Annotated in this window: 19 protein-coding genes; 7 read left to right on the top strand and 12 right to left on the bottom strand. The window is 70.8% G+C overall.

Translation table 11 applies throughout. From position 1 onward, the window contains the following. Nucleotides 1–27: 27 nt before the first annotated feature. Nucleotides 28–741 carry a phosphatase PAP2 family protein gene (locus ACZ5XZ_RS12795; RefSeq protein WP_468977094.1) on the top strand — a complete coding sequence of 238 codons (714 nt, stop codon included), beginning with the start codon at nt 28–30 and terminating at the stop codon, nt 739–741. A gap of 99 nt (nt 742–840) precedes the next feature. Here ACZ5XZ_RS12795 and ACZ5XZ_RS12800 read toward each other — a convergent pair whose 3' ends face one another. Further along, complete coding sequence (locus tag ACZ5XZ_RS12800) at nt 841–2,466, bottom strand: FAD-binding oxidoreductase (protein ID WP_468977096.1); 1,626 nt, start codon at nt 2,464–2,466, stop codon at nt 841–843. 139 nt (nt 2,467–2,605) lie between these two features. Continuing rightward, nucleotides 2,606–2,785, bottom strand: a complete 180-nt coding sequence (locus tag ACZ5XZ_RS12805; RefSeq protein WP_468977098.1) for a hypothetical protein — start codon at nt 2,783–2,785, stop codon at nt 2,606–2,608. A 173-nt stretch (nt 2,786–2,958) separates the two neighbouring features. Here ACZ5XZ_RS12805 and ACZ5XZ_RS12810 point away from each other — a divergent pair, with 173 nt between their 5' ends. Together ACZ5XZ_RS12810 and ACZ5XZ_RS12815 are read left to right on the top strand one after the other, a co-directional pair. After that, nucleotides 2,959–3,834: an SCO4651 family lipoprotein gene (locus ACZ5XZ_RS12810; protein WP_468977099.1), complete on the top strand. Its 876-nt coding sequence runs from the start codon at nt 2,959–2,961 to the stop codon at nt 3,832–3,834. Between the two features lie 116 nt (nt 3,835–3,950). Next, a complete protein-coding gene (locus ACZ5XZ_RS12815) occupies nt 3,951–4,139 on the top strand; it encodes a hypothetical protein (protein ID WP_468977469.1) in 189 nt (62 codons plus the stop codon). A 24-nt stretch (nt 4,140–4,163) separates the two neighbouring features. Here the strand turns inward: ACZ5XZ_RS12815 and ACZ5XZ_RS12820 are convergent, their stop codons facing one another. After that, nucleotides 4,164–4,580: a metal-sensitive transcriptional regulator gene (locus tag ACZ5XZ_RS12820; protein ID WP_468977101.1), complete on the bottom strand. Its 417-nt coding sequence runs from the start codon at nt 4,578–4,580 to the stop codon at nt 4,164–4,166. Nucleotides 4,581–4,774: 194 nt separating this feature from the next. Here ACZ5XZ_RS12820 and ACZ5XZ_RS12825 point away from each other — a divergent pair, with 194 nt between their 5' ends. Together ACZ5XZ_RS12825 and ACZ5XZ_RS12830 are read left to right on the top strand one after the other, a co-directional pair. Beyond that, nucleotides 4,775–5,395: a DUF47 domain-containing protein gene (locus ACZ5XZ_RS12825; RefSeq protein WP_468977102.1), complete on the top strand. Its 621-nt coding sequence runs from the start codon at nt 4,775–4,777 to the stop codon at nt 5,393–5,395. A 9-nt stretch (nt 5,396–5,404) separates the two neighbouring features. After that, nucleotides 5,405–6,403: an inorganic phosphate transporter gene (locus ACZ5XZ_RS12830; RefSeq protein ID WP_468977104.1), complete on the top strand. Its 999-nt coding sequence runs from the start codon at nt 5,405–5,407 to the stop codon at nt 6,401–6,403. A 129-nt stretch (nt 6,404–6,532) separates the two neighbouring features. Here the strand turns inward: ACZ5XZ_RS12830 and pstB are convergent, their stop codons facing one another. The 4 genes from pstB to pstS all read right to left on the bottom strand — a co-directional run bounded on the left by pstB (nt 6,533) and on the right by pstS (nt 10,783). Then, the gene (gene pstB, locus ACZ5XZ_RS12835) at nt 6,533–7,309 is read right to left on the bottom strand and encodes a phosphate ABC transporter ATP-binding protein PstB (protein WP_468977106.1); all 777 of its coding nucleotides are present in this window, start codon (nt 7,307–7,309) and stop codon (nt 6,533–6,535) included. 72 nt (nt 7,310–7,381) lie between these two features. Beyond that, nucleotides 7,382–8,461 (bottom strand): phosphate ABC transporter permease PstA, encoded by a 1,080-nt coding sequence (pstA, locus tag ACZ5XZ_RS12840; RefSeq protein ID WP_468977108.1) that lies wholly within the window; start codon nt 8,459–8,461, stop codon nt 7,382–7,384. A 73-nt stretch (nt 8,462–8,534) separates the two neighbouring features. Next, the gene (gene pstC / locus ACZ5XZ_RS12845) at nt 8,535–9,530 is read right to left on the bottom strand and encodes a phosphate ABC transporter permease subunit PstC (protein ID WP_468977109.1); all 996 of its coding nucleotides are present in this window, start codon (nt 9,528–9,530) and stop codon (nt 8,535–8,537) included. 134 nt (nt 9,531–9,664) lie between these two features. Further along, complete coding sequence (pstS, locus tag ACZ5XZ_RS12850; RefSeq protein WP_468977110.1) at nt 9,665–10,783, bottom strand: phosphate ABC transporter substrate-binding protein PstS; 1,119 nt, start codon at nt 10,781–10,783, stop codon at nt 9,665–9,667. A gap of 452 nt (nt 10,784–11,235) precedes the next feature. On the opposite strand from pstS, the gene ACZ5XZ_RS12855 reads away from it, so the two are divergent. Next, nucleotides 11,236–12,303 carry a C40 family peptidase gene (locus tag ACZ5XZ_RS12855; RefSeq protein ID WP_468977112.1) on the top strand — a complete coding sequence of 356 codons (1,068 nt, stop codon included), beginning with the start codon at nt 11,236–11,238 and terminating at the stop codon, nt 12,301–12,303. 321 nt (nt 12,304–12,624) lie between these two features. Then, a complete protein-coding gene (locus tag ACZ5XZ_RS12860; protein WP_468977113.1) occupies nt 12,625–14,061 on the top strand; it encodes a PP2C family protein-serine/threonine phosphatase in 1,437 nt (478 codons plus the stop codon). A 79-nt stretch (nt 14,062–14,140) separates the two neighbouring features. Here the strand turns inward: ACZ5XZ_RS12860 and ACZ5XZ_RS12865 are convergent, their stop codons facing one another. From ACZ5XZ_RS12865 to ACZ5XZ_RS12885, 5 genes are all read right to left on the bottom strand, one after another. After that, nucleotides 14,141–14,488 (bottom strand): DUF2516 family protein, encoded by a 348-nt coding sequence (locus ACZ5XZ_RS12865; RefSeq protein WP_468977471.1) that lies wholly within the window; start codon nt 14,486–14,488, stop codon nt 14,141–14,143. 156 nt (nt 14,489–14,644) lie between these two features. Continuing rightward, nucleotides 14,645–15,265, bottom strand: coding sequence for a hypothetical protein (locus tag ACZ5XZ_RS12870; protein WP_468977115.1), 621 nt, complete (start codon nt 15,263–15,265; stop codon nt 14,645–14,647). A gap of 33 nt (nt 15,266–15,298) precedes the next feature. Continuing rightward, nucleotides 15,299–15,742, bottom strand: a complete 444-nt coding sequence (locus ACZ5XZ_RS12875) for a helix-turn-helix domain-containing protein (protein WP_468977117.1) — start codon at nt 15,740–15,742, stop codon at nt 15,299–15,301. 127 nt (nt 15,743–15,869) lie between these two features. Beyond that, nucleotides 15,870–16,310, bottom strand: a complete 441-nt coding sequence (locus ACZ5XZ_RS12880) for a GNAT family N-acetyltransferase (RefSeq protein ID WP_468977119.1) — start codon at nt 16,308–16,310, stop codon at nt 15,870–15,872. A gap of 111 nt (nt 16,311–16,421) precedes the next feature. Continuing rightward, on the bottom strand, nt 16,422–17,027 hold the full coding sequence (locus ACZ5XZ_RS12885) for a TetR/AcrR family transcriptional regulator (protein ID WP_468977122.1): 606 nt from the start codon (nt 17,025–17,027) through the stop codon (nt 16,422–16,424). Nucleotides 17,028–17,177: the final 150 nt, after the last annotated feature.

Below are 17,177 nucleotides of genomic sequence, written 5' to 3' on the forward strand. Positions count from 1 at the left end.
CGCGCGAAAGATAAGGGGCCGCGGCAGATGGCTGGACTCGCACTCGAGGGGCCGAACCCCGACGTCGACGTGCTCGACGGCATCAACGGCCTCGCGAAGGACGCCCCCCACTGGGTCAACAAGGCCATGGAGTTCATCGGTGAGTACGGCATCATCGCCGCCCTCGCGGTGCTGTGCCTGGTCGCCTGGTGGTCCGCGCGCCGCCGGCCCGGCGCGCCGTCCGCGGTCGCGGGCCTGGTGTGGGCGCCGCTGGCCGCCGGTATCGCCCTGCTGGCCAACATCCCCATCCGGGAGTTCGTCGAGCGGCCGCGGCCCTTCAAGGACCACGCCGGCCTCGAAGTGCTCATCCCCGGCAAGAGCGACTTCTCCTTCGTCAGCGACCACGCGACGCTCACGATGGCGGTCGGCGTCGGCCTGTTCGTCGCCCACCGCAGGTACGGCCTGATCGGGATCGCGCTGGCGCTCGCCGAGGGCTTCAGCCGCGTCTACATGGGCGTGCACTACCCGACCGACGTGGTCGGCGGCTTCGCGCTGGGCACCGCCGTCGCGCTGCTGCTCGCGCCGCTCGCCCAGGCGCTGCTGGTGCCGCTGACGGCGGCCGTCGCCCGTTCCCCGCTGGCGTGGCTGGTGCGGGCGCCGGGCACGGAGGCGGAGGACGGCGCCGAGGGCAGCCGGGTGGTGGCCGCGGGATCGGCGCTGCCGAGCGGACACAAGGAGCGGGACAAGGACCTGGCGGCCTGAGGGCGGCACAGAAGCACGACGGAGCCTGGCGGATAGGGACGGCCCGGACCCCTCACGGGGCCGGGCCGTCCGTATGTCCGCCGGGCTGCCGGCAGGCGCTCAGAGTGCCTGCGCGAAGGTGCTGAACAGCCGCTGCGGGTCGTAGGTCCGCTTGACCCGGTCCAGGCGCCCGGCGGCGGCGCCGTAGTAGGCGGACTTCCAGTCGGTCAGTCCGGGGTCGGTGTAGTTCTGGTACGCGGCGCCCGACGCATGGCGGCGCATCGCGTCATGGAACGAATTCAGCCACGCTGTGCGCGTGCCGGGCGAGCCCCCCGCCGGCCAGGACGTCAAGTACTGGGCGAGGAACCGCGATCCGCGGTGCACGAACGCGGTGTCGGTGCGGCCGACGCGGTTGATCGCACCGCCCAGCGCCGTCAGCGCCACATTGCCGCCGACGCCCTTGCGGCCGCCGCTCTCGATCTGGTCCATCAGGGTGCGGATGCCGGCCGCGGACAGCGAGCGGTCGAAGAAGTGCGAACGCGCCGCGTAGGTCTCGCGGCCGAGCTGGCCGGCGCCGGTCTGGCCGGGCAGCGAACCGGGCGTATGGCACTGCGCGGTGGACTTCGACGAGCAGCCCGCGTAGGCCTCCATCGCGTCCAGATAGCCGATCGGGGTGAGGCGGACGGTGGCGGCGGGGCCGGGGCCGCCCGGCTGGTCGGCGAGCTTGTCGAGGGCGTTCTTCAGCTCGCCGTAGCCGCCCAGGGAGAACGCCGCGACGGACACCGCCGGAGTGCCCCCATGGGGCCTGGGGGTACCCCCAGCGTTAGCTGGGGGAGTGTCGAGATGGCAGGCGGACCAGATCTCGTCGGCCTGCACCGGCCCCCACTTCTGCCAGGAGGCCACGACCTTCGCCGCCTTGGCCCACGGCCAGGTCAGGTACGCCATCACCGCGCGCGGCGCCGGATGCGTACGGAAGCGGAGTTCGGTGACCACGCCGAAGTTGCCGTTGCCGGCGCCGCGCAGTGCCCAGAACAGGTCCGGATGGTGGTCCTTGTCGCACGAGACGGTCTTGCCGTCGGCCGTGACGAGGGTCGCGCCGACCAGGCTGTCGCAGGTCAGACCGTAGGCGCGGGAGACCACGCCATGGCCGCCGCCGAGGGTGAGGCCGGATATGCCGACGGTGGGGCAGGAGCCCCCGGGTATGGTCACGCCGTGCGCGGCCAGCCCCTGGTAGACGTCGATGAGCTTGGCTCCGGCGCCGATGCGGGTGATACCGCCGGAGGGCGCGCCGACCTTGGAGAGCGCGGAGACGTCGACGACGAGCCGGCCGTTGCCGCTGGAGAAGCCCGCGTAGGAGTGGCCGCCGCTGCGGATGGCGACCGGGGTGCCGTGGCGCCGGGCGAAGGCGAGGCATTCGGCGATGTCGGACGGGTGCTTGACGTAGGCGATGGCCGACGGCTTGAGCGTGTCGTAACGGGTGTTGTAGAGGCGGCGGGCGGTCGCGTAGGCGGCGTCGGAGGCCCGTATCAGCCGCCCGTCCAGGCTCTTGCCGAGCGCGGTCCAGGAGGCCTGGGTGGCGCGGCCGGCGGCCGCCGTCTGGGTCCGCGCGCCACCGGCGACGGCCCCGTTGGCCGAGGTCGAGGACGCCGCGGCCGCCGCGCCGGTCTTGGTGTCGCAGCCGGTGGCCAGGGCGACCGAGGTGGCCGCCAGTCCGGTGCCGGCCTGCAGGAGTGTGCGCCGCTTCACTGGGATGAGTCCCCCTCGATGTCTGCGGCCCGGCCCCGGCGGCCGATGGCGGCCGGTGGTCGCGGGGCGTGCCGCGCCGTTGCTTCCCTCCATTAGCCAGATGCCGTAAGGGCGTTGGGGGTTCCCGGAACGGACTGGGTCATTCCACAGGGGGCCGGGGGCCGGCTCCGGCCCCGGCCTCGACCAGATGCCGCTCCGCGTCCGTGCGCGCCTGTGAGCGGGCACGGCGGGCCGGCCCGCGCCAGCCGCAGGTGCAGCGGGCCGTGCAGAAGGAACCTCGCTCGGTGGTGGAGGTCGCGTGGTGGGCTCGGTCGGGCACCCGTCCACGCTACGCGCCCCGGCCACCGTTGCGTGACGAGCCCCCGCAACGGTCGTTGAACGGGTCGGTCGACGGAACGTCAGAGGTGGCGTTGGCGGTACGTCCGACCCTCCCGAGCGGACCGGCCGGACCAGGCCGCTCCCGAAGACGGCGGCCGAGGGGGCTCGTACGCGATGGTGGTGCAGGACAGACGAGGCGGGGCGGCCGCCGTGGCCGTGGCGTGCGGGACGGGTCTGGCGGTCGGGCTGCTGGCGACGGGCTGTTCCTCCGAGGGCGCCGCGGCCGACGACCAGCAGGTGCCCGGCCGGGCCGCCGGCGCCGCGGCCGCCGTACGCGCCAGCGCCGACGCCCTGGTCCGCGCCCGCTCCGCCGAGGTCCGTACGGCCATGGAGACGGTCAGCGGCGGCACCCGCGTCGCCATCCGCGGCACCGGCGGCTATGACTTCACCACCAGCAGCGGGCAGCTGCGCGTCGTCCTGCCCGACCCCGCGGGCCGGCCCAGCGAGGGCCGCCAGCCGATCACGGAGATCCTCGCGCCCGGCGCGCTGTTCATGAAGAACCGGGGTGCGGGGGTGCCCGCCGACAAATGGGTGCGGGTGGACACCGGCACGCTGACCGACGGAAACCTGGTCACGGGCGGCGCCACCGATCCGCTGGCCGCCGCGGAGCTGCTGCGCGGCGCGCGGGACGTGACCTACCAGGGCCAGGAGCGGCTGGACGGCGTCGTGGTGCGGCACTACCGCGGCACGACCGACATCGGCGAGGCCGCGCGGGCGGCCTCGCCGCGCACCAGGCCGGCGCTGGTCGCCGCGGAGAAAGGGTTCACCACCGACGTGGTGCCGTTCGACGCGTATCTGGACGAGGCCGGCCGGCTGCGCAAGGTGCGCCAGCGGTTCCGCTTCGCCAACGGCGCGCCCCAGGGGGCCTCGGTGACCTCCACGACGGAGCTGTCCGGCTTCGGCGGCCGGATCGCCGTCCGGCTGCCGGACCGGCGCGACATCTACGCGGGAAAGATCGCTTCCGCCGCTCCCTCGGGCCGGGGCACGTGACGAGGGCGGTTGCCCCGTGGCGGAAATGGTCCATCCGTGCCATGGGCCCAGGGGGCGGCCGTCCTTACGCTGGGCGGTAACCACTCAGAGGCGTGGGAAGGCGCTCGAAGGAGGAGGTGTCGTACGTGGCCGGACACCGCCATACGACGGTTCAGGACCACGTAGCCCTCGTCGAGATCGACCTGACTGGTGAGCTGATGATCGCGGCCGCGGCCGCGAGCGAGGATCGGCTCAGCCCGGACCGTATCGACGAGGTACTGGACGTGGACGGGGACGGCCGCGAACCGCCGCGTGAGCCGGCTTAAGGGGGGAGGAGCCCCCGGCCGCCGTCAGGTGCGCAGCATCCGCTCGATGGCCTTGGTCGCCTCCTGGACCTTGGCGTCGATGGCCTCGGGGCCCTTGACGGCGGCGTCGGCGACGCAGTGCCGCAGGTGCTCCTCCAGGAGCTGGAGACCGAAGGACTGCAGGCCCTTCGTGCTCGCCGAGACCTGGGTGAGTATGTCGATGCAGTAGACATCTTCTTCGAGCATCCGCTGCAGTCCGCGGATCTGCCCCTCGATCCGGCGCAGTCGCTTGATGTGCGCGTCCTTCTGCTGTGCGTAGCCGTGGACGCCGGTCGTGGGGGAAGTCTCTGCGGTATCGGTCACGGTCCGGGGGGCGCCGTGGGGGGTGGATTCCGGCTTCGGGGCGGGGCGGGCCGCGGCGGCTGCGGCGGGGCCGTTGGCGTCGGCGTCCGTGGTCGTCATGGCCGTCTCCCGTGGTATCTAGGCGATCTATATACCCCTGGTGGGTATATGGTACCGAACTTTGCGGGCACCTGCGGTACCCCGTGCAGAGCATGCTGCCCGATGGGCGACACTGAGGGAATGCCGGTTAGCTGTGGCTGGATGATGCGCCTAGCATCAACCCGACCGAATCCCATGCACCCCGAGGATTTCACGTGCGCTTTCGTCTGACCCCCAGGGAGACGAGCTTCTACGACATGTTCGCCGCCTCCGCGGACAACATCGTCACGGGCTCCAAGCTCCTGATGGAACTGCTCGGGGCGGACGCCTCCGCACGGGCCGAGATCGCCGAACGGATGCGTGCGGCGGAGCACGCGGGAGATGACGCGACGCACGCGATCTTCCACCAGCTGAACTCCTCGTTCATCACGCCGTTCGACCGCGAGGACATCTACAACCTCGCCTCGTCGCTCGACGACATCATGGACTTCATGGAGGAGGCCGTCGATCTGGTCGTCCTCTACAAGGTCGAGGAGCTGCCCAAGGGCATCGAGCAGCAGATCGAGGTGCTGGCGCGGGCGGCGGAGCTGACCGCCGAGGCGATGCCGAACCTGCGCACGATGTCGAACCTCACCGAGTACTGGATCGAGGTCAACCGTCTGGAGAACCAGGCCGACCAGATCCACCGCAAGCTGCTCGCGCAGCTCTTCAACGGCAAGTACGACGCCATCGAGGTCCTCAAGCTCAAGCAGATCGTGGACATCCTCGAGGAGGCGGCCGACGCCTTCGAGCACGTCGCCAACACCGTCGAGACCATCGCGGTCAAGGAGTCCTGAGCCCCGGCCATGGACACCTTCGCGCTCGTCGTGACCATTGCGGTCGCGCTCGGATTCACCTATACCAACGGCTTCCACGACTCGGCGAACGCCATCGCGACCTCGGTCTCGACGCGGGCGCTGACCCCACGTGCCGCGCTGGCGATGGCCGCCGTGATGAACCTCGCGGGAGCCTTCCTCGGCAGCGGCGTCGCCAAGACGGTCAGCGAGGGGCTGATCTCCACCCCGCACGGCAGCAAGGGGATGGGCATCCTCTTCGCCGCGCTGCTCGGCGCGATCGTCTGGAACCTCGTCACCTGGTACTTCGGTCTGCCGTCGTCGTCCTCGCATGCCCTGTTCGGCGGCATGGTCGGTGCGGCACTGGCGGGCGGCACCGAGGTGATCTGGACCGGGGTGATCGAGAAGGTCGTCCTGCCGATGTTCATCTCGCCCGTCATCGGCCTGGTCGTCGGCTATCTGGTGATGGTCGTCATCCTGTGGATGTTCCGGAAGTCCAATCCGCACAAGGCCAAGCGGGGCTTCCGCATAGCGCAGACGGTCTCGGCCGCGGGCATGGCGCTCGGCCACGGTCTGCAGGACGCCCAGAAGACCATGGGCATCGTGGTGATGGCCCTGGTCATCGCCGATGTCGAGGAGGCGAACGCGGCCATCCCGATCTGGGTCAAGCTGGCCTGCGCCATCACCCTCTCGCTCGGTACGTACGCGGGCGGCTGGCGGATCATGCGGACGCTCGGCCGCCGGATCATCGAGCTGGACCCGCCGCAGGGCTTCGCCGCGGAGACCACGGCCGCCTCGGTCATGTACACCGCGTCGTTCATGTTCCACGCGCCGATCTCCACCACCCATGTCATCACCTCCGCGATCATGGGTGTGGGCTCGACCAAGGGCTCGCGCGCGGTGCGCTGGGGCGTCGCCAAGAACATCGTGATGGGCTGGTTCATCACCATGCCCGCGGCGGCGCTGGTCGCGGCGATGGCGTACTGGCTGGTCCAGCTGGCGTTCGGCTGACGGCCGGCGCCACGGCGCCGGACAAGAACAGCGGGCCCGCCCCCCGGGAAGGAGGGGCGGGCCCTTCGTCTTGCGGTGGCACCGCCATGCAGCACCGCAGGACGCTCAGGGGGCGTCGGCCGGGCGGGCCTAGCCGAAGCGGCCGGAGATGTAGTCCTCCGTGGCCTGGACCGAGGGGTTGGAGAAGATCCGCTCGGTCTCGTCGATCTCGATCAGCTTGCCGGGCTGCCCGACGGCCGCGAGGTTGAAGAACGCCGTACGGTCCGACACACGCGCGGCCTGCTGCATGTTGTGCGTCACGATGACGATCGTGAAGCGCTCCTTCAGCTCGCCGATCAGGTCCTCGATGGCGAGGGTGGAGATCGGGTCGAGGGCCGAGCACGGCTCGTCCATCAGCAGCACCTGCGGCTCGACGGCTATCGCGCGGGCGATGCACAGCCGCTGCTGCTGGCCGCCGGACAGGCCCGAGCCGGGCTTGTTCAGGCGGTCCTTGACCTCGTTCCAGAGGTTGGCGCCCTTGAGGGACTTCTCGACGACCTCGGTCAGCTCGCTCTTCTTGTACGACCCGTTCAGCCGCAGGCCGGCCGCGACGTTGTCGAAGATCGACATCGTGGGGAACGGGTTGGGGCGCTGGAAGACCATGCCGACGGTGCGGCGCACGGCGACCGGGTCGACGCCCGCGCCGTAGAGGTTCTCGTCGTCCAGCAGCACCTTGCCCTCGACGCGGCCGCCGGGGGTGACCTCGTGCATGCGGTTCAGGGTGCGCAGGAAGGTGGACTTGCCGCAGCCGGAGGGGCCGATGAAGGCCGTGACGGAGCGCGGCTCGACCGTCATCGAGATGTCGTCGATGGCCTTGTGGGTGCCGTAGAAGGCGGAGAGGCCGCTGACGTCGATTCGCTTGGCCATGGGATCACTGCTTCTTTCGGTGCTTCAGAGGGTCGCTGGTCGGCCCCGCTCCCGGGAGCGGAGCGGGTCGCGTCAGCGACCGGTCTTGGGGGCCTTCCAGCGGGCGATGCCGCGGGCCACCAGGTTGAGGATCATGACGAAGGCGATGAGGACCAGTGCCGCGGCCCAGGCGCGGTCGTAGGAGGCCTCGGAACCCTGCTGCCACTGCTGGAAAACGTAGAGCGGAAGCGACTGCTGGGCATCTTCGAAGGGGTTGTTGTTGATCGTCTTCGCGCCCCACACCAGGAGCAGCACGGGCGCGGTCTCACCGGCGATACGGGCGATGGCGAGCATCACGCCGGTGGTGATTCCGCCGATCGACGTCGGCAGCACGACCTTGAGGATGGTGCGCCACTTGGGCACGCCGAGCGCCAGGGAGGCCTCGCGCAGCTCGTTCGGGACGAGCTTGAGCATCTCCTCGGTCGAGCGGACCACGACCGGCATCATCAGGATCGCCAGGGCCATCGCGCCGGCGAAGCCGGACGGGCCGAAGCCGAGGATCAGGATCCACACGGACAGGATGAACAGGCCGGCCACGATCGAGGGGATGCCGGTCATCACGTCGACGAAGAAGGTGACGGCCTTGGCGAGCCGGCCGCGGCCGTACTCGACGAGGTAGATCGCGGTGAGCAGACCGATCGGCGCGGCGATCAGGGTGGCCAGGCCGACCTGCTCCAGGGTGCCGATGATCGCGTGGTAGATACCGCCGCCGGGCATCGCGTCGGGGAGGGTGCCCATCGAGTGCGACAGGAAGTAGCCGTCCAGGACCTTGATGCCGCGGGCGACGGTCTCCCACAGCAGGGAGGCGAGGGGGACGACGGCGAGCAGGAAGGCGCCCCAGACCAGGCTGGTGGCCAGCCGGTCCTTGGCCTGCCGGGTGCCCTCGACGCCCGCGGCCAGCGCGAAGGTGCCGAAGACGAACAGCAGGGCGGCGATCAGGCCCCACTGGATCGCGCTGTCCAGGCCGGCGGCCAGTCCGATGCCGCAGCCCGCGCCGGCCGCGACCAGCGCGAGGGCCGCGGGGGCCCAGCGGGGCAGCCGGGGGTGCTTGAGGGAGACCGGGAGCGGAGTGCCTCCGTTGGAGACCGTGACGCGGTCGGTGGTCAGACTCATGCCGCCACCTCGCTACGCGAGGCGTGGCATTCGCCAGACGCGCACCTGTTGATGATTCGTTCGCTTCGCTCACTCATGCTGCGGCTCCCGAGTACTCCTTGCGACGGGCGATGATCAGGCGGGCCGCGCCGTTGACGAGGAGCGTGATCACGAAGAGGACGAGGCCGGAGGCGATCAGGGCGTCCTGGCCGAATTCGTCGGCCTCGCTGAACTTGCTGGCGATGTTCTGGGCGAAGGTGCCGCCGCCCGGGTCCAGCAGGCTGGCGTTGATCAGGAAGCTGGGGGACAGGACCGTGGCGACGGCCATCGTCTCGCCGAGCGCGCGGCCCAGGCCCAGCATGGAGGCGCTGATGACGCCGGAGCGGCCGAAGGGGAGCACCGACATCCGGATGACCTCCCAGCGGGTGGCGCCGAGCGCCAGCGCGGCCTCCTCGTGCATCCTCGGGACCTGCAGGAAGACCTCGCGGCTGACGCTGGTCACGATCGGCAGGATCATGATCGCGAGCAGGATGCCGACGGTGAACAGCGAGCGGGCCGCCCCGCCGCCGTACTCGAAGATGCCGGTCCAGCCGAGGTAGTCGTCCAGCCAGCCGTAGAAGCCGCTCAGGTGGGGGACGAGGAAGAGCGCGCCCCACAGGCCGTAGATGATGCTGGGCACCGCGGCGAGCAGGTCGATGACGTAGCCGAGCGGCGAGGCCAGCCTGCGCGGGGCGTAGTGCGAGATGAACAGCGCGATGCCGACCGCGACCGGGACCGCGAGGAGCATCGCGACCACCGAGCTGACCAGGGTGCCGAAGGCGAGCACGGCGATGCCGAACTTGGGCTCGGTGCCGCTGGCGTTCCAGTCCAGCGTGGTGAAGAAGTTGGCCTTGTCGCCGGAGATGGCGAGCACGGACCGGTAGGTGAGGAAGCCCGCGATGGCGGCCATGATCACCAGGAGGGCGATGCCGGAGCCCCGGGAGAGCCCGAGGAAGATCCGGTCACCGGGACGGACCGCCTTGCCGGACACGGCGGAGCCGTCGGCCCGTGGCGCGGGCGGGTTGTCGGTTGTCGAGGAGGGTGTGTTCATGGGTTCTCCGGTCTGCGGAGCCCGGTGGGGGCTCCTGGCGCGGCGGTGCACCGGACGGGCGGCGGCCCGAAAGGGGCCCTGGTCACAGGACCCCTTCGGCCGTACGGCGGCGCTGTGGGCCGCCGCCCGGTAGGTCAGGAGATCTTGGCGACGGTCGCGCGGACCTTGTCGGCGATCTCGGTGGGCAGCGGGGCGTAGCCGAGCTCCTTGAGGGCGGCCTGGCCGTCCTTGCTGGAGACGTAGGTCAGGAAGGACTTGGTGGCCGGCAGGGTCTCGGCCTTGTTGCCCTTGTCGCAGGCGATCTCGTACGTCACCAGGGTGATCGGGTAGGCGCCGTCGGCCTTGGTGGTGTAGTTGAGCTGCAGGGCCAGGTCGTCGCCCTTGCCGACCTGCTTGGCCTCGGAGATGGCCTTCGAGGCGTTGTCGACGGTGGCCTCGACCGGCTCCTTGGCGCCGGTGTTCAGCTTGACCGTCGGGATCTTGCTGGAGGTCGCGTAGGACAGCTCGAAGTAGGAGATCGCGCCGCTGGTCTGCTTGACCTGCGAGGAGACGCCGGCCGAGCCGGACGCCGCCTGGCCGCCCGCACCCTCCCACTTCTTCGCCGGCTCGTGCTTCCAGCCGCCGGCGGCCTTGAGGTACTTGGTGAAGTTGTCGGTGGTGCCCGAGTCGTCGGAGCGGTGGAACGCCTGGATCTTGAGGTCCGGGAGCTTGGCGTCCGGGTTCAGCTTCTGGATCGCCTTGTCGTTCCACTTGGTGATCTCGGAGTTGAAGATCTTCGACAGGGTCGGGGCGTCCAGCACGAGGTCGTCCACGCCGGGGACGTTGTAGCCGACCGCGATCGGACCGCCGACCATCGGCAGGTCGATGGCCTGGCCGCCCTTGCAGACCTGCTTGGACTTGGTGACCTCTTCGGGCTTGAGGGCCGAGTCGGAGCCCGCGAAGGCGGTCTGGCCCTGCAGGAAGGTGGTGACGCCGGCGCCGGAGCCCGTCGGCTGGTAGTTGATCTCGGTGTCCTTGCAGGCGCCGGAGTAGTTCTGCACCCAGACGTCCATGGCGTTCTTCTGCGCGGAGGAGCCGGAGGCGAGCAGCTTGCCCTTGCCCTCACACTTGATGTTCGAGGCCTTGGCGGAGCCGCCGCCACCGTTGGCGCCGGTGGTGTCGTCGGAGCCGCACGCGGTCAGGGCCAGGGCACCGGAGACGGCGAGAGCGCCAACGGCGAGGGCGCGAACCCGGTTCTTGCGCTGAAGCTTCACAGTCGGGAATTCCTTCCTGGGGCGCGCCGCTTCTCCGGCGTGCGAGGTGATGAGGTCTGTGGTGTGTGGTGACCGCCGTGGGGGTGCGGTGTCAGCTAGCCGTGCCGCGGTTGCCGATCAGGCATGACGCGCACTCGGTACGGCCGAAATTAGGCAGATCAGGTGAAGCAGCCGATGGAGGAGAGTGAACGCAAGGTGAACCTCGGCCATCGGATGGGTGCGGGGGAAGAAGTGTTCGCCCACTCGTACTAAAGGGCCCGTCGCTCTGTTGAATTACTGATGGGTATGGCAGCATCCGCGCCGGAGGACCACGCGAATCGGTGCGGAACGACCGGAGGTGGCTGGTGGGGCGCCAGGGGGCACAACAGGGCGTTCGGGATGTGCGGGAACCAGGGGATGAAGAGGGCGCACGCGGCGTAAGGGGCAGGCGCGGCGCCCGGGGCGGCCGGCTGGTGGCGTGCACGGCCGTCGTCCTGTGCGTGACGGGTCTGCTCGGCGCCACGGCGGGGACCGCGTACGCCGACGACCCCAAACCCGACGCTACGGCCGAGTCCGGCGCCCGGCACCTCGATGACGTACGCCAGAAGATCGACGCCCTCTACCGCAAGGCCGAGCGGGCCACCGACGCCTACAACGCGGCCAAGGAGCAGGTCGAACTCCAGCAGAAGGAGATCGTCAGGCTGGCCCGCAGCATCGACGGCACCCAGCACAGACTGGCCGCCCTCAAGCGGCAGGCGGGCGCGCTGGCCAGCGCCCAGTACCGCGGCGGCGGGCTGCCCGCCGAGGCGAAGCTGATGCTCAACACCGACCCCGAGGCCTTTCTCGACAATGTCACCCTGGCCCGTAAGGGGCAGCTCGCCGCCAAGCGCGTGATCGGTGAACTCGCCCGTCTCGAAGGCGACTTGAAGAAATATGCGGACTCTGCCACCGATCGCTGGGAGCGGCTGGAGGCGAACCGCAAGAAGAAGGAAAGCGCCCAGCGGGACATCAAGAAAAAGATCGACGCGGCAAAGAAGCTGGAATCCAGGCTGGCCGCCAAGGAAAAGGAGTGGCTGCGGAAACTGGAGGACGAGCGGGCCTTCAGGGAGCAGCAGAAGTGGCTCGACTCGGGTGTTCTCGACGACATCAGCAACAAAGCCTCCGCCCTGGGCAAGAAGGCGATTTCGTACGCCACCGCGCAGATCGGCAAGGATTATGTGTGGGGCGCGGAGGGGCCGGACACCTTCGACTGCTCCGGGCTGACCCTGCGGGCCTGGCAGCACGGCGGCCGGACGATCCCGCGGACCTCGCAGGAGCAGTGGCGGCAGCTGCCGCGCGTCGCGCTGCGGGACATGCGCCCCGGCGACTTGATCATTTACTTCTCGGACGCCAGCCATGTCGGTATGTATCTCGGAAACGGCGCCATCGTGCACGCACCGCGCCCCGGCCGCCAGGTGACGATCACCGGCGCCGGCTCGATGCCGATCCTCGGAGTGGTCCGCCCCGATCGTGACGGCGGACACCATGACGAGGATCGATGACGAGGGTCGCACGCACGATAAATGACCGGAATGTTTCCTCTCCGAGGGTTGTCGCGGTGTAGCTGAATGCACTCAAGCGGGGTGATATTCGTCATTCCGTATTCCGCCTGCCGCAGGTCAAACGCCTTATTGGGCGCGGCATATGACAATGGCCGATTGCCGTCGGCCATTCCCTCTTCCTCCACGCTGCCGCTATGGTCGCCTGTCAGTGCCGGTGCGCGCCCCGCCCGGTGGACCGACGGGCGGGTGCGGAGCCGGGCACGGTGGTGCGCCGATCGGCGCTCACCGAACCCCCTCGGGGGGAGGGAAGGAAGCAGACCGATGCCCGTACCCGTACCGCACCAGCGGACGGTCGTGCTGCCTCACCAGGCAGGACCGGTGAACGACGCCTGCGCGGACTCCGCGCGGGCGGCCGGCGCGCCGGGCGCGGGGGACGCGACGGACCAGGGCGTGCGCGTCCCGGCACCCGTCGCCGGCCGCTGGACCGCCCACGCGGCGCCGCAGGGCCTCCAGGAGCCCGAGGAGCCGCTGATGGGCGAACGGCGACTTTCGGCCGACCACGGGACGGCCCAGCAGGGCCTGACCCTTCTCCTCATCGGCGAGGACCCCAACAGCCATGTCCCCGAGATGTCGGACTGGGCGGGCCGCAGGGTGCGCCTGCGCACCGCCCGCAACCTCACCGAGGCCGAGCGGCTGCTCACCGACGACGTGCACTGCATCCTGCTCGACCTGCCCCCGGCGGAGCGCGACGACCGCACCGAGCGCGACGGCGGCCCGGACGGCGCACCCGGCGCCGAGCTGGGCATGCTGCACGACGTCCTGCGGATGGCGCCCTCGCACGCCGTCCTCGTCCTGACCTACGAGACGGACGCCGAGCGCGCCGCCGACGCCGTACGCGTCGGCGCCCAGGACTACCTCTTCCGCGACGAGCTGGACGGCGCGGTGCTCAGCCGCGCCGTGCGCTACGCCGTCGAACGCAAGCGCGCCGACCTCGCGCAGCGCCAGCTCACCGAGTCGCGGATGCTCGCCCAGGAGAACGCCCGCCTGGAGCGCGGCCTGCTGCCCACACCGCTGCTCGACGGCTCCGACCTGCGCTTCGCGGCCTGCTACCGCCCCGGCCGCAGCCGCGCGCTGCTCGGCGGCGACTTCTACGACACGGTCCGCACCCCCGACGGCACCGTCCACGCGATGATCGGCGACGTCTGCGGCCACGGCCCCGACGAGGCCGCCCTCGGCGTCGAACTGCGGATCGCCTGGCGCGCGCTGACCTTCGCCGGACTCTCCGGCGACGAGCTGCTGGCCACCCTCCAGAAGGTCCTGGAGCACGAGCGCTCCGACGACGAGATCTTCGCCACGCTCTGCACCGTCGACATCTCCGCCGACGGCCACCACGCCGGCCTCTCCCTGGCCGGCCACCCGGCCCCCCTGCTGGCCCGCGCCGGCGAGCTCCCGCGGCTGCTGCCGTACGAATGCGGCGGCCCGGCGCTCGGCCTGCTGCCGCAGGCCCGCTGGCCGCGCCGGCAGGTCGAGCTGGGTGGCTCCTGGAGCCTGATGATGTACACCGACGGCCTGATCGAGGGCCGGGTCGGCGAGGGCAACCGGCGCCTGGGCCAGGAGGGCATGACCGAACTGGTCAGCCGGCAGATGGCGGGCGGCCTCACGGGCGAGGACCTGCTCGACGCCACGGTCCGCGAGGTACGCGACCTCAACGGCGGCGAGCTGACCGACGACGTGGCCGTACTGCTGCTGGACCGCTGACCGCCGACGTCACTGCTGCTGGACGGCCGGACGGGCTCGGTGGGTGGGCCGGAGCCCACGCGCCCGCCTGGCGCCGGGCTCAGCGCCCGCCGTTGTAGGGCCCGTACGGCCCGTCCGAGCTGGAGCCGCCGCCGCGCCGCGGGCCGCGCCCGCCGCCGGTGACCTGCCGCAGCGCCGGCCGCACGTCGACGGTGTAGACGATCACCGCGATGACGCCGATGATCGGCAGGAACGACATGATCGGGAGGATGAACAGCAGCGCCGTGGCGAGGGCGAGGAAGATCAGCCACATGCCCTTGGTCTGCTTGCTCGCGGCGCGGTAGGCGTCCTCGCGGCGCACCGCCGCATCGATCAGCATCACGCCGGCATAGACGCCCAGGGCGAGCTGCACCCAGCTCAGAAGGCTCTGGAACCCGTAGATCAGCACGCCATACACCGCCCGTTCGCCGGTCGTGTCGTCTTCGTCGGCCGTGGCCGTCCACCGGCCCGCCGCGGCCCCACCGTACCCGGACAACGGGCCGGGCACCTCAAGGGTGCCCGGCCCGGCCGGTGAATCCGCGTCCCCGGTGAAGGGGGCGCCGGCTCACTTCGCGGACGGCGGGGTGCTCTTCTTCGCCGGCGCCGGCTTGCGCTGCGCCACCGGCTTCTTCGGGGCGGCGGGCTTGGCCTGGGTCGTCGAGGGGGTGGCCTTGGTCTCCGCCTTGGCCCCGTTGGCGGTGTCGGTCTTCGTGCCGCCCTTGGCCGCCGCCTTCGGGGCCGGCTCCGGCTCGATCGCCACCGCGAGCTCCTCGACCTGGTCGGCGGCCTCGCCGCGCCAGGTCGCCACCGCGCCGCGGCCGCGCTCGGCCAGCTCCTCGTAGCCCTCACGGGCCCGCACCGCGGTCTCGGCGACCCGGCCCACGCCCTGGAGCGCGAGCTCCTGCGCCTGGTCGCGGAACTTCTTGAAGTCGCCGTCGAGCGAGTCCAGCAGCTCGGCCAGCTTCTCCTGGGCGTCCTTGGCCTGCTTGGCGACCAGCGCCTGGACGTCCTTGGGGTCGGTGCTGCGCACGGACTCGAAGCGCTTGGGCGCCTCGGCCTTGAGCTTCTCGACGAGCTGCGGCACCTCGCCGAGCTTCTCGGCGGCCAGGTCGACCGTGCCGGCCAGGGCGTACAGCGGGGTCGTGTCGGTCAGGGCCTTGCGGAGGTCATCGGTGTTGATGGCCATGACGTGGTTCCTCCTGGAAACGAAATCGGTTGCTCAGGTGGCGTGCGGGCCGTCTTCGGCCTCTGTCCGGGTATCCGTGCCGCGCCCGTTCCCGGACCCGTTCGCAGTGTCGTCCCTGCCGCCGCCGACCAGCCCGTTCTCCTTGCGGAAGGACTCGTAGATCTGCAGCAGGACCTGCTTTTGCCGCTCGTTCAGCGCGGGGTCGGTGAGTATCGCGGTCTGCACCTCGACCCCGTCGAGCCCACGGCGCTCGTCCAGAATCCCGGCTTGGACGTACAGCGTCTCGGCGGATATCCGCAGCGCCTTGGCGAGCTGCTGCAGGATCTCCGCACTCGGCTTGCGCAAGCCGCGCTCGATCTGGCTGAGATACGGATTGGACACCCCGGCGGCATCCGCGAGCTGCCGCAGGCTCAGCTGCGCCGTGCGCCGCTGCTCCCGCAGGAACTCGCCGAGATTGCCGACGTTGAGTGATGCCATGACTCGATACTGCATCCTCGTGCTAACTATTGCAAGCAAGTGCTAGCAAAAGTGGTGCGGGGGGGCGGGGGGCGGGGGCGAGGGCGCCGGTCGGCCCTGTGCACTTGAGTTGGCCGCCGTGACGCCCTCAGTCCGGCTTGCGCACCATGAACACGTCCACCGGGCCCTCGGTCTCCACCGAGAACGCGTGCCTCTCGTACAGCCGTTGGGCCGCACTGCCCTGGAGCACGTTCAACCGGACGGTGACGCCGCGGCGGTCGCACCACTGCAGCAGCTGCCGCAGTACGCCCGAGCCGACACCGCCGCCCTGAAGATGCGGGGCCAGGTAGAAGTGCTCCAACCAGTGGGCGTCCTCGGCCGGACGCAGGGCCACGCAGCCGGCGAAAGCGCCACCCGCCTCGATCACCCAGGTGTGGGCCGGGTCGAAGCCGTCCCGCAGTCGCTGCCGCACCCGCTGCTCGTCGTATCGCCCGAGCCGTTCCAGATCCGCCCGCAGCACCACCGCACGCAACTCGGCCACTGCCTCGACGTCCGACGCCGAGGCCGGTCGTATCTCCCAGTCCGCCATGATCGCCACGCTACCGGGCAGGCTTCTCCCCGCCCGATCCGCTCGCTCCACGGGACCGTGCAGGGGTCACTGTGGCGCTCGGACCGGCCGGTTGGCGGCGTCCGGCCGCCCTTACGCGTCCTCGCCCGGGCGCTCTTCCTGCCGTGCCAGTGGGGTGCCGCCCCAGCCGCTTTCCAGCAGGTCGAACACCTCGCGCATGGTCCGGGCCGGGTCCTCGCTGGCGCGGGCGATGCCGGGGGCCTCCAGGGCGAAGCGGGCCAGGCCGGTGACGGCGGGGGCGTCCGGGGCGAGGCCGGTGGCCTCGGTGAGGGCGGCGGCCAGTGCCTTCTCGTGGCGCGACCACATGCGCCGGGCGTAGTCCCGCAGCGCGGGCGTGGATTCGACGAGGACGAACGTGGGGTCGTCGGTCCGGACGGCGGTACGGGTGCGCACCATGTGGTCGCGCAGGGCGTGCAGCACGGACTGGCCGGGGGCTCGGTCGCGGACGGCGGCGACCAGCGCGCTCTCGACGTCCGCGTCCAGGTCGAAGACGAGGGCTTCCTTGCTGGGGAAGTGCTTGAAGAGCGTGCTCAGCGAGACGTCGGCCGCCTCCGCCACCTCGCGTACGCCGACGTCGTCGAAGCCGCGCTCGGTGAACAGCCGCACCGCGGCATCCGACAGGGCCTGCCTGGTCTGGGCCTTCTTGCGCTCGCGGCGCCCCGTCGTCGTCTCGGCCATGCCCCCACCCTACCCCTTGAGGGGATTCGATCGTAAAGGCGATCGGATAGAAAGTCGGAGCAGTTGTACTTTTGGAGCGGCTGTGTTTCTGTGAGGGGGTGCAGCGCACCTGACCGGCACTCGGCTGCCGGACCCCGAGCCGCCCCTTGG

Source organism: Streptomyces sp. NPDC033270, assembly GCF_055576575.1.

What these genes read in the sequence shown, in the direction of transcription:
- ACZ5XZ_RS12795 (WP_468977094.1), top strand. Translation starts at nt 28, where the DNA reads ATGGCTGGACTCGCACTCGAGGGGCCGAACCCCGACGTCGACGTGCTC.
- ACZ5XZ_RS12810 (WP_468977099.1), top strand. Translation starts at nt 2,959, where the DNA reads ATGGTGGTGCAGGACAGACGAGGCGGGGCGGCCGCCGTGGCCGTGGCG.
- ACZ5XZ_RS12820 (WP_468977101.1), bottom strand. Translation starts at nt 4,580, where the DNA reads ATGACGACCACGGACGCCGACGCCAACGGCCCCGCCGCAGCCGCCGCG.
- ACZ5XZ_RS12830 (WP_468977104.1), top strand. Translation starts at nt 5,405, where the DNA reads ATGGACACCTTCGCGCTCGTCGTGACCATTGCGGTCGCGCTCGGATTC.
- pstB (WP_468977106.1), bottom strand. Translation starts at nt 7,309, where the DNA reads ATGGCCAAGCGAATCGACGTCAGCGGCCTCTCCGCCTTCTACGGCACC.
- pstA (WP_468977108.1), bottom strand. Translation starts at nt 8,461, where the DNA reads ATGAGTCTGACCACCGACCGCGTCACGGTCTCCAACGGAGGCACTCCG.
- pstC (WP_468977109.1), bottom strand. Translation starts at nt 9,530, where the DNA reads ATGAACACACCCTCCTCGACAACCGACAACCCGCCCGCGCCACGGGCC.
- ACZ5XZ_RS12860 (WP_468977113.1), top strand. Translation starts at nt 12,625, where the DNA reads ATGCCCGTACCCGTACCGCACCAGCGGACGGTCGTGCTGCCTCACCAG.
- ACZ5XZ_RS12870 (WP_468977115.1), bottom strand. Translation starts at nt 15,265, where the DNA reads ATGGCCATCAACACCGATGACCTCCGCAAGGCCCTGACCGACACGACC.
- ACZ5XZ_RS12875 (WP_468977117.1), bottom strand. Translation starts at nt 15,742, where the DNA reads ATGGCATCACTCAACGTCGGCAATCTCGGCGAGTTCCTGCGGGAGCAG.
- ACZ5XZ_RS12880 (WP_468977119.1), bottom strand. Translation starts at nt 16,310, where the DNA reads ATGGCGGACTGGGAGATACGACCGGCCTCGGCGTCGGACGTCGAGGCA.
- ACZ5XZ_RS12885 (WP_468977122.1), bottom strand. Translation starts at nt 17,027, where the DNA reads ATGGCCGAGACGACGACGGGGCGCCGCGAGCGCAAGAAGGCCCAGACC.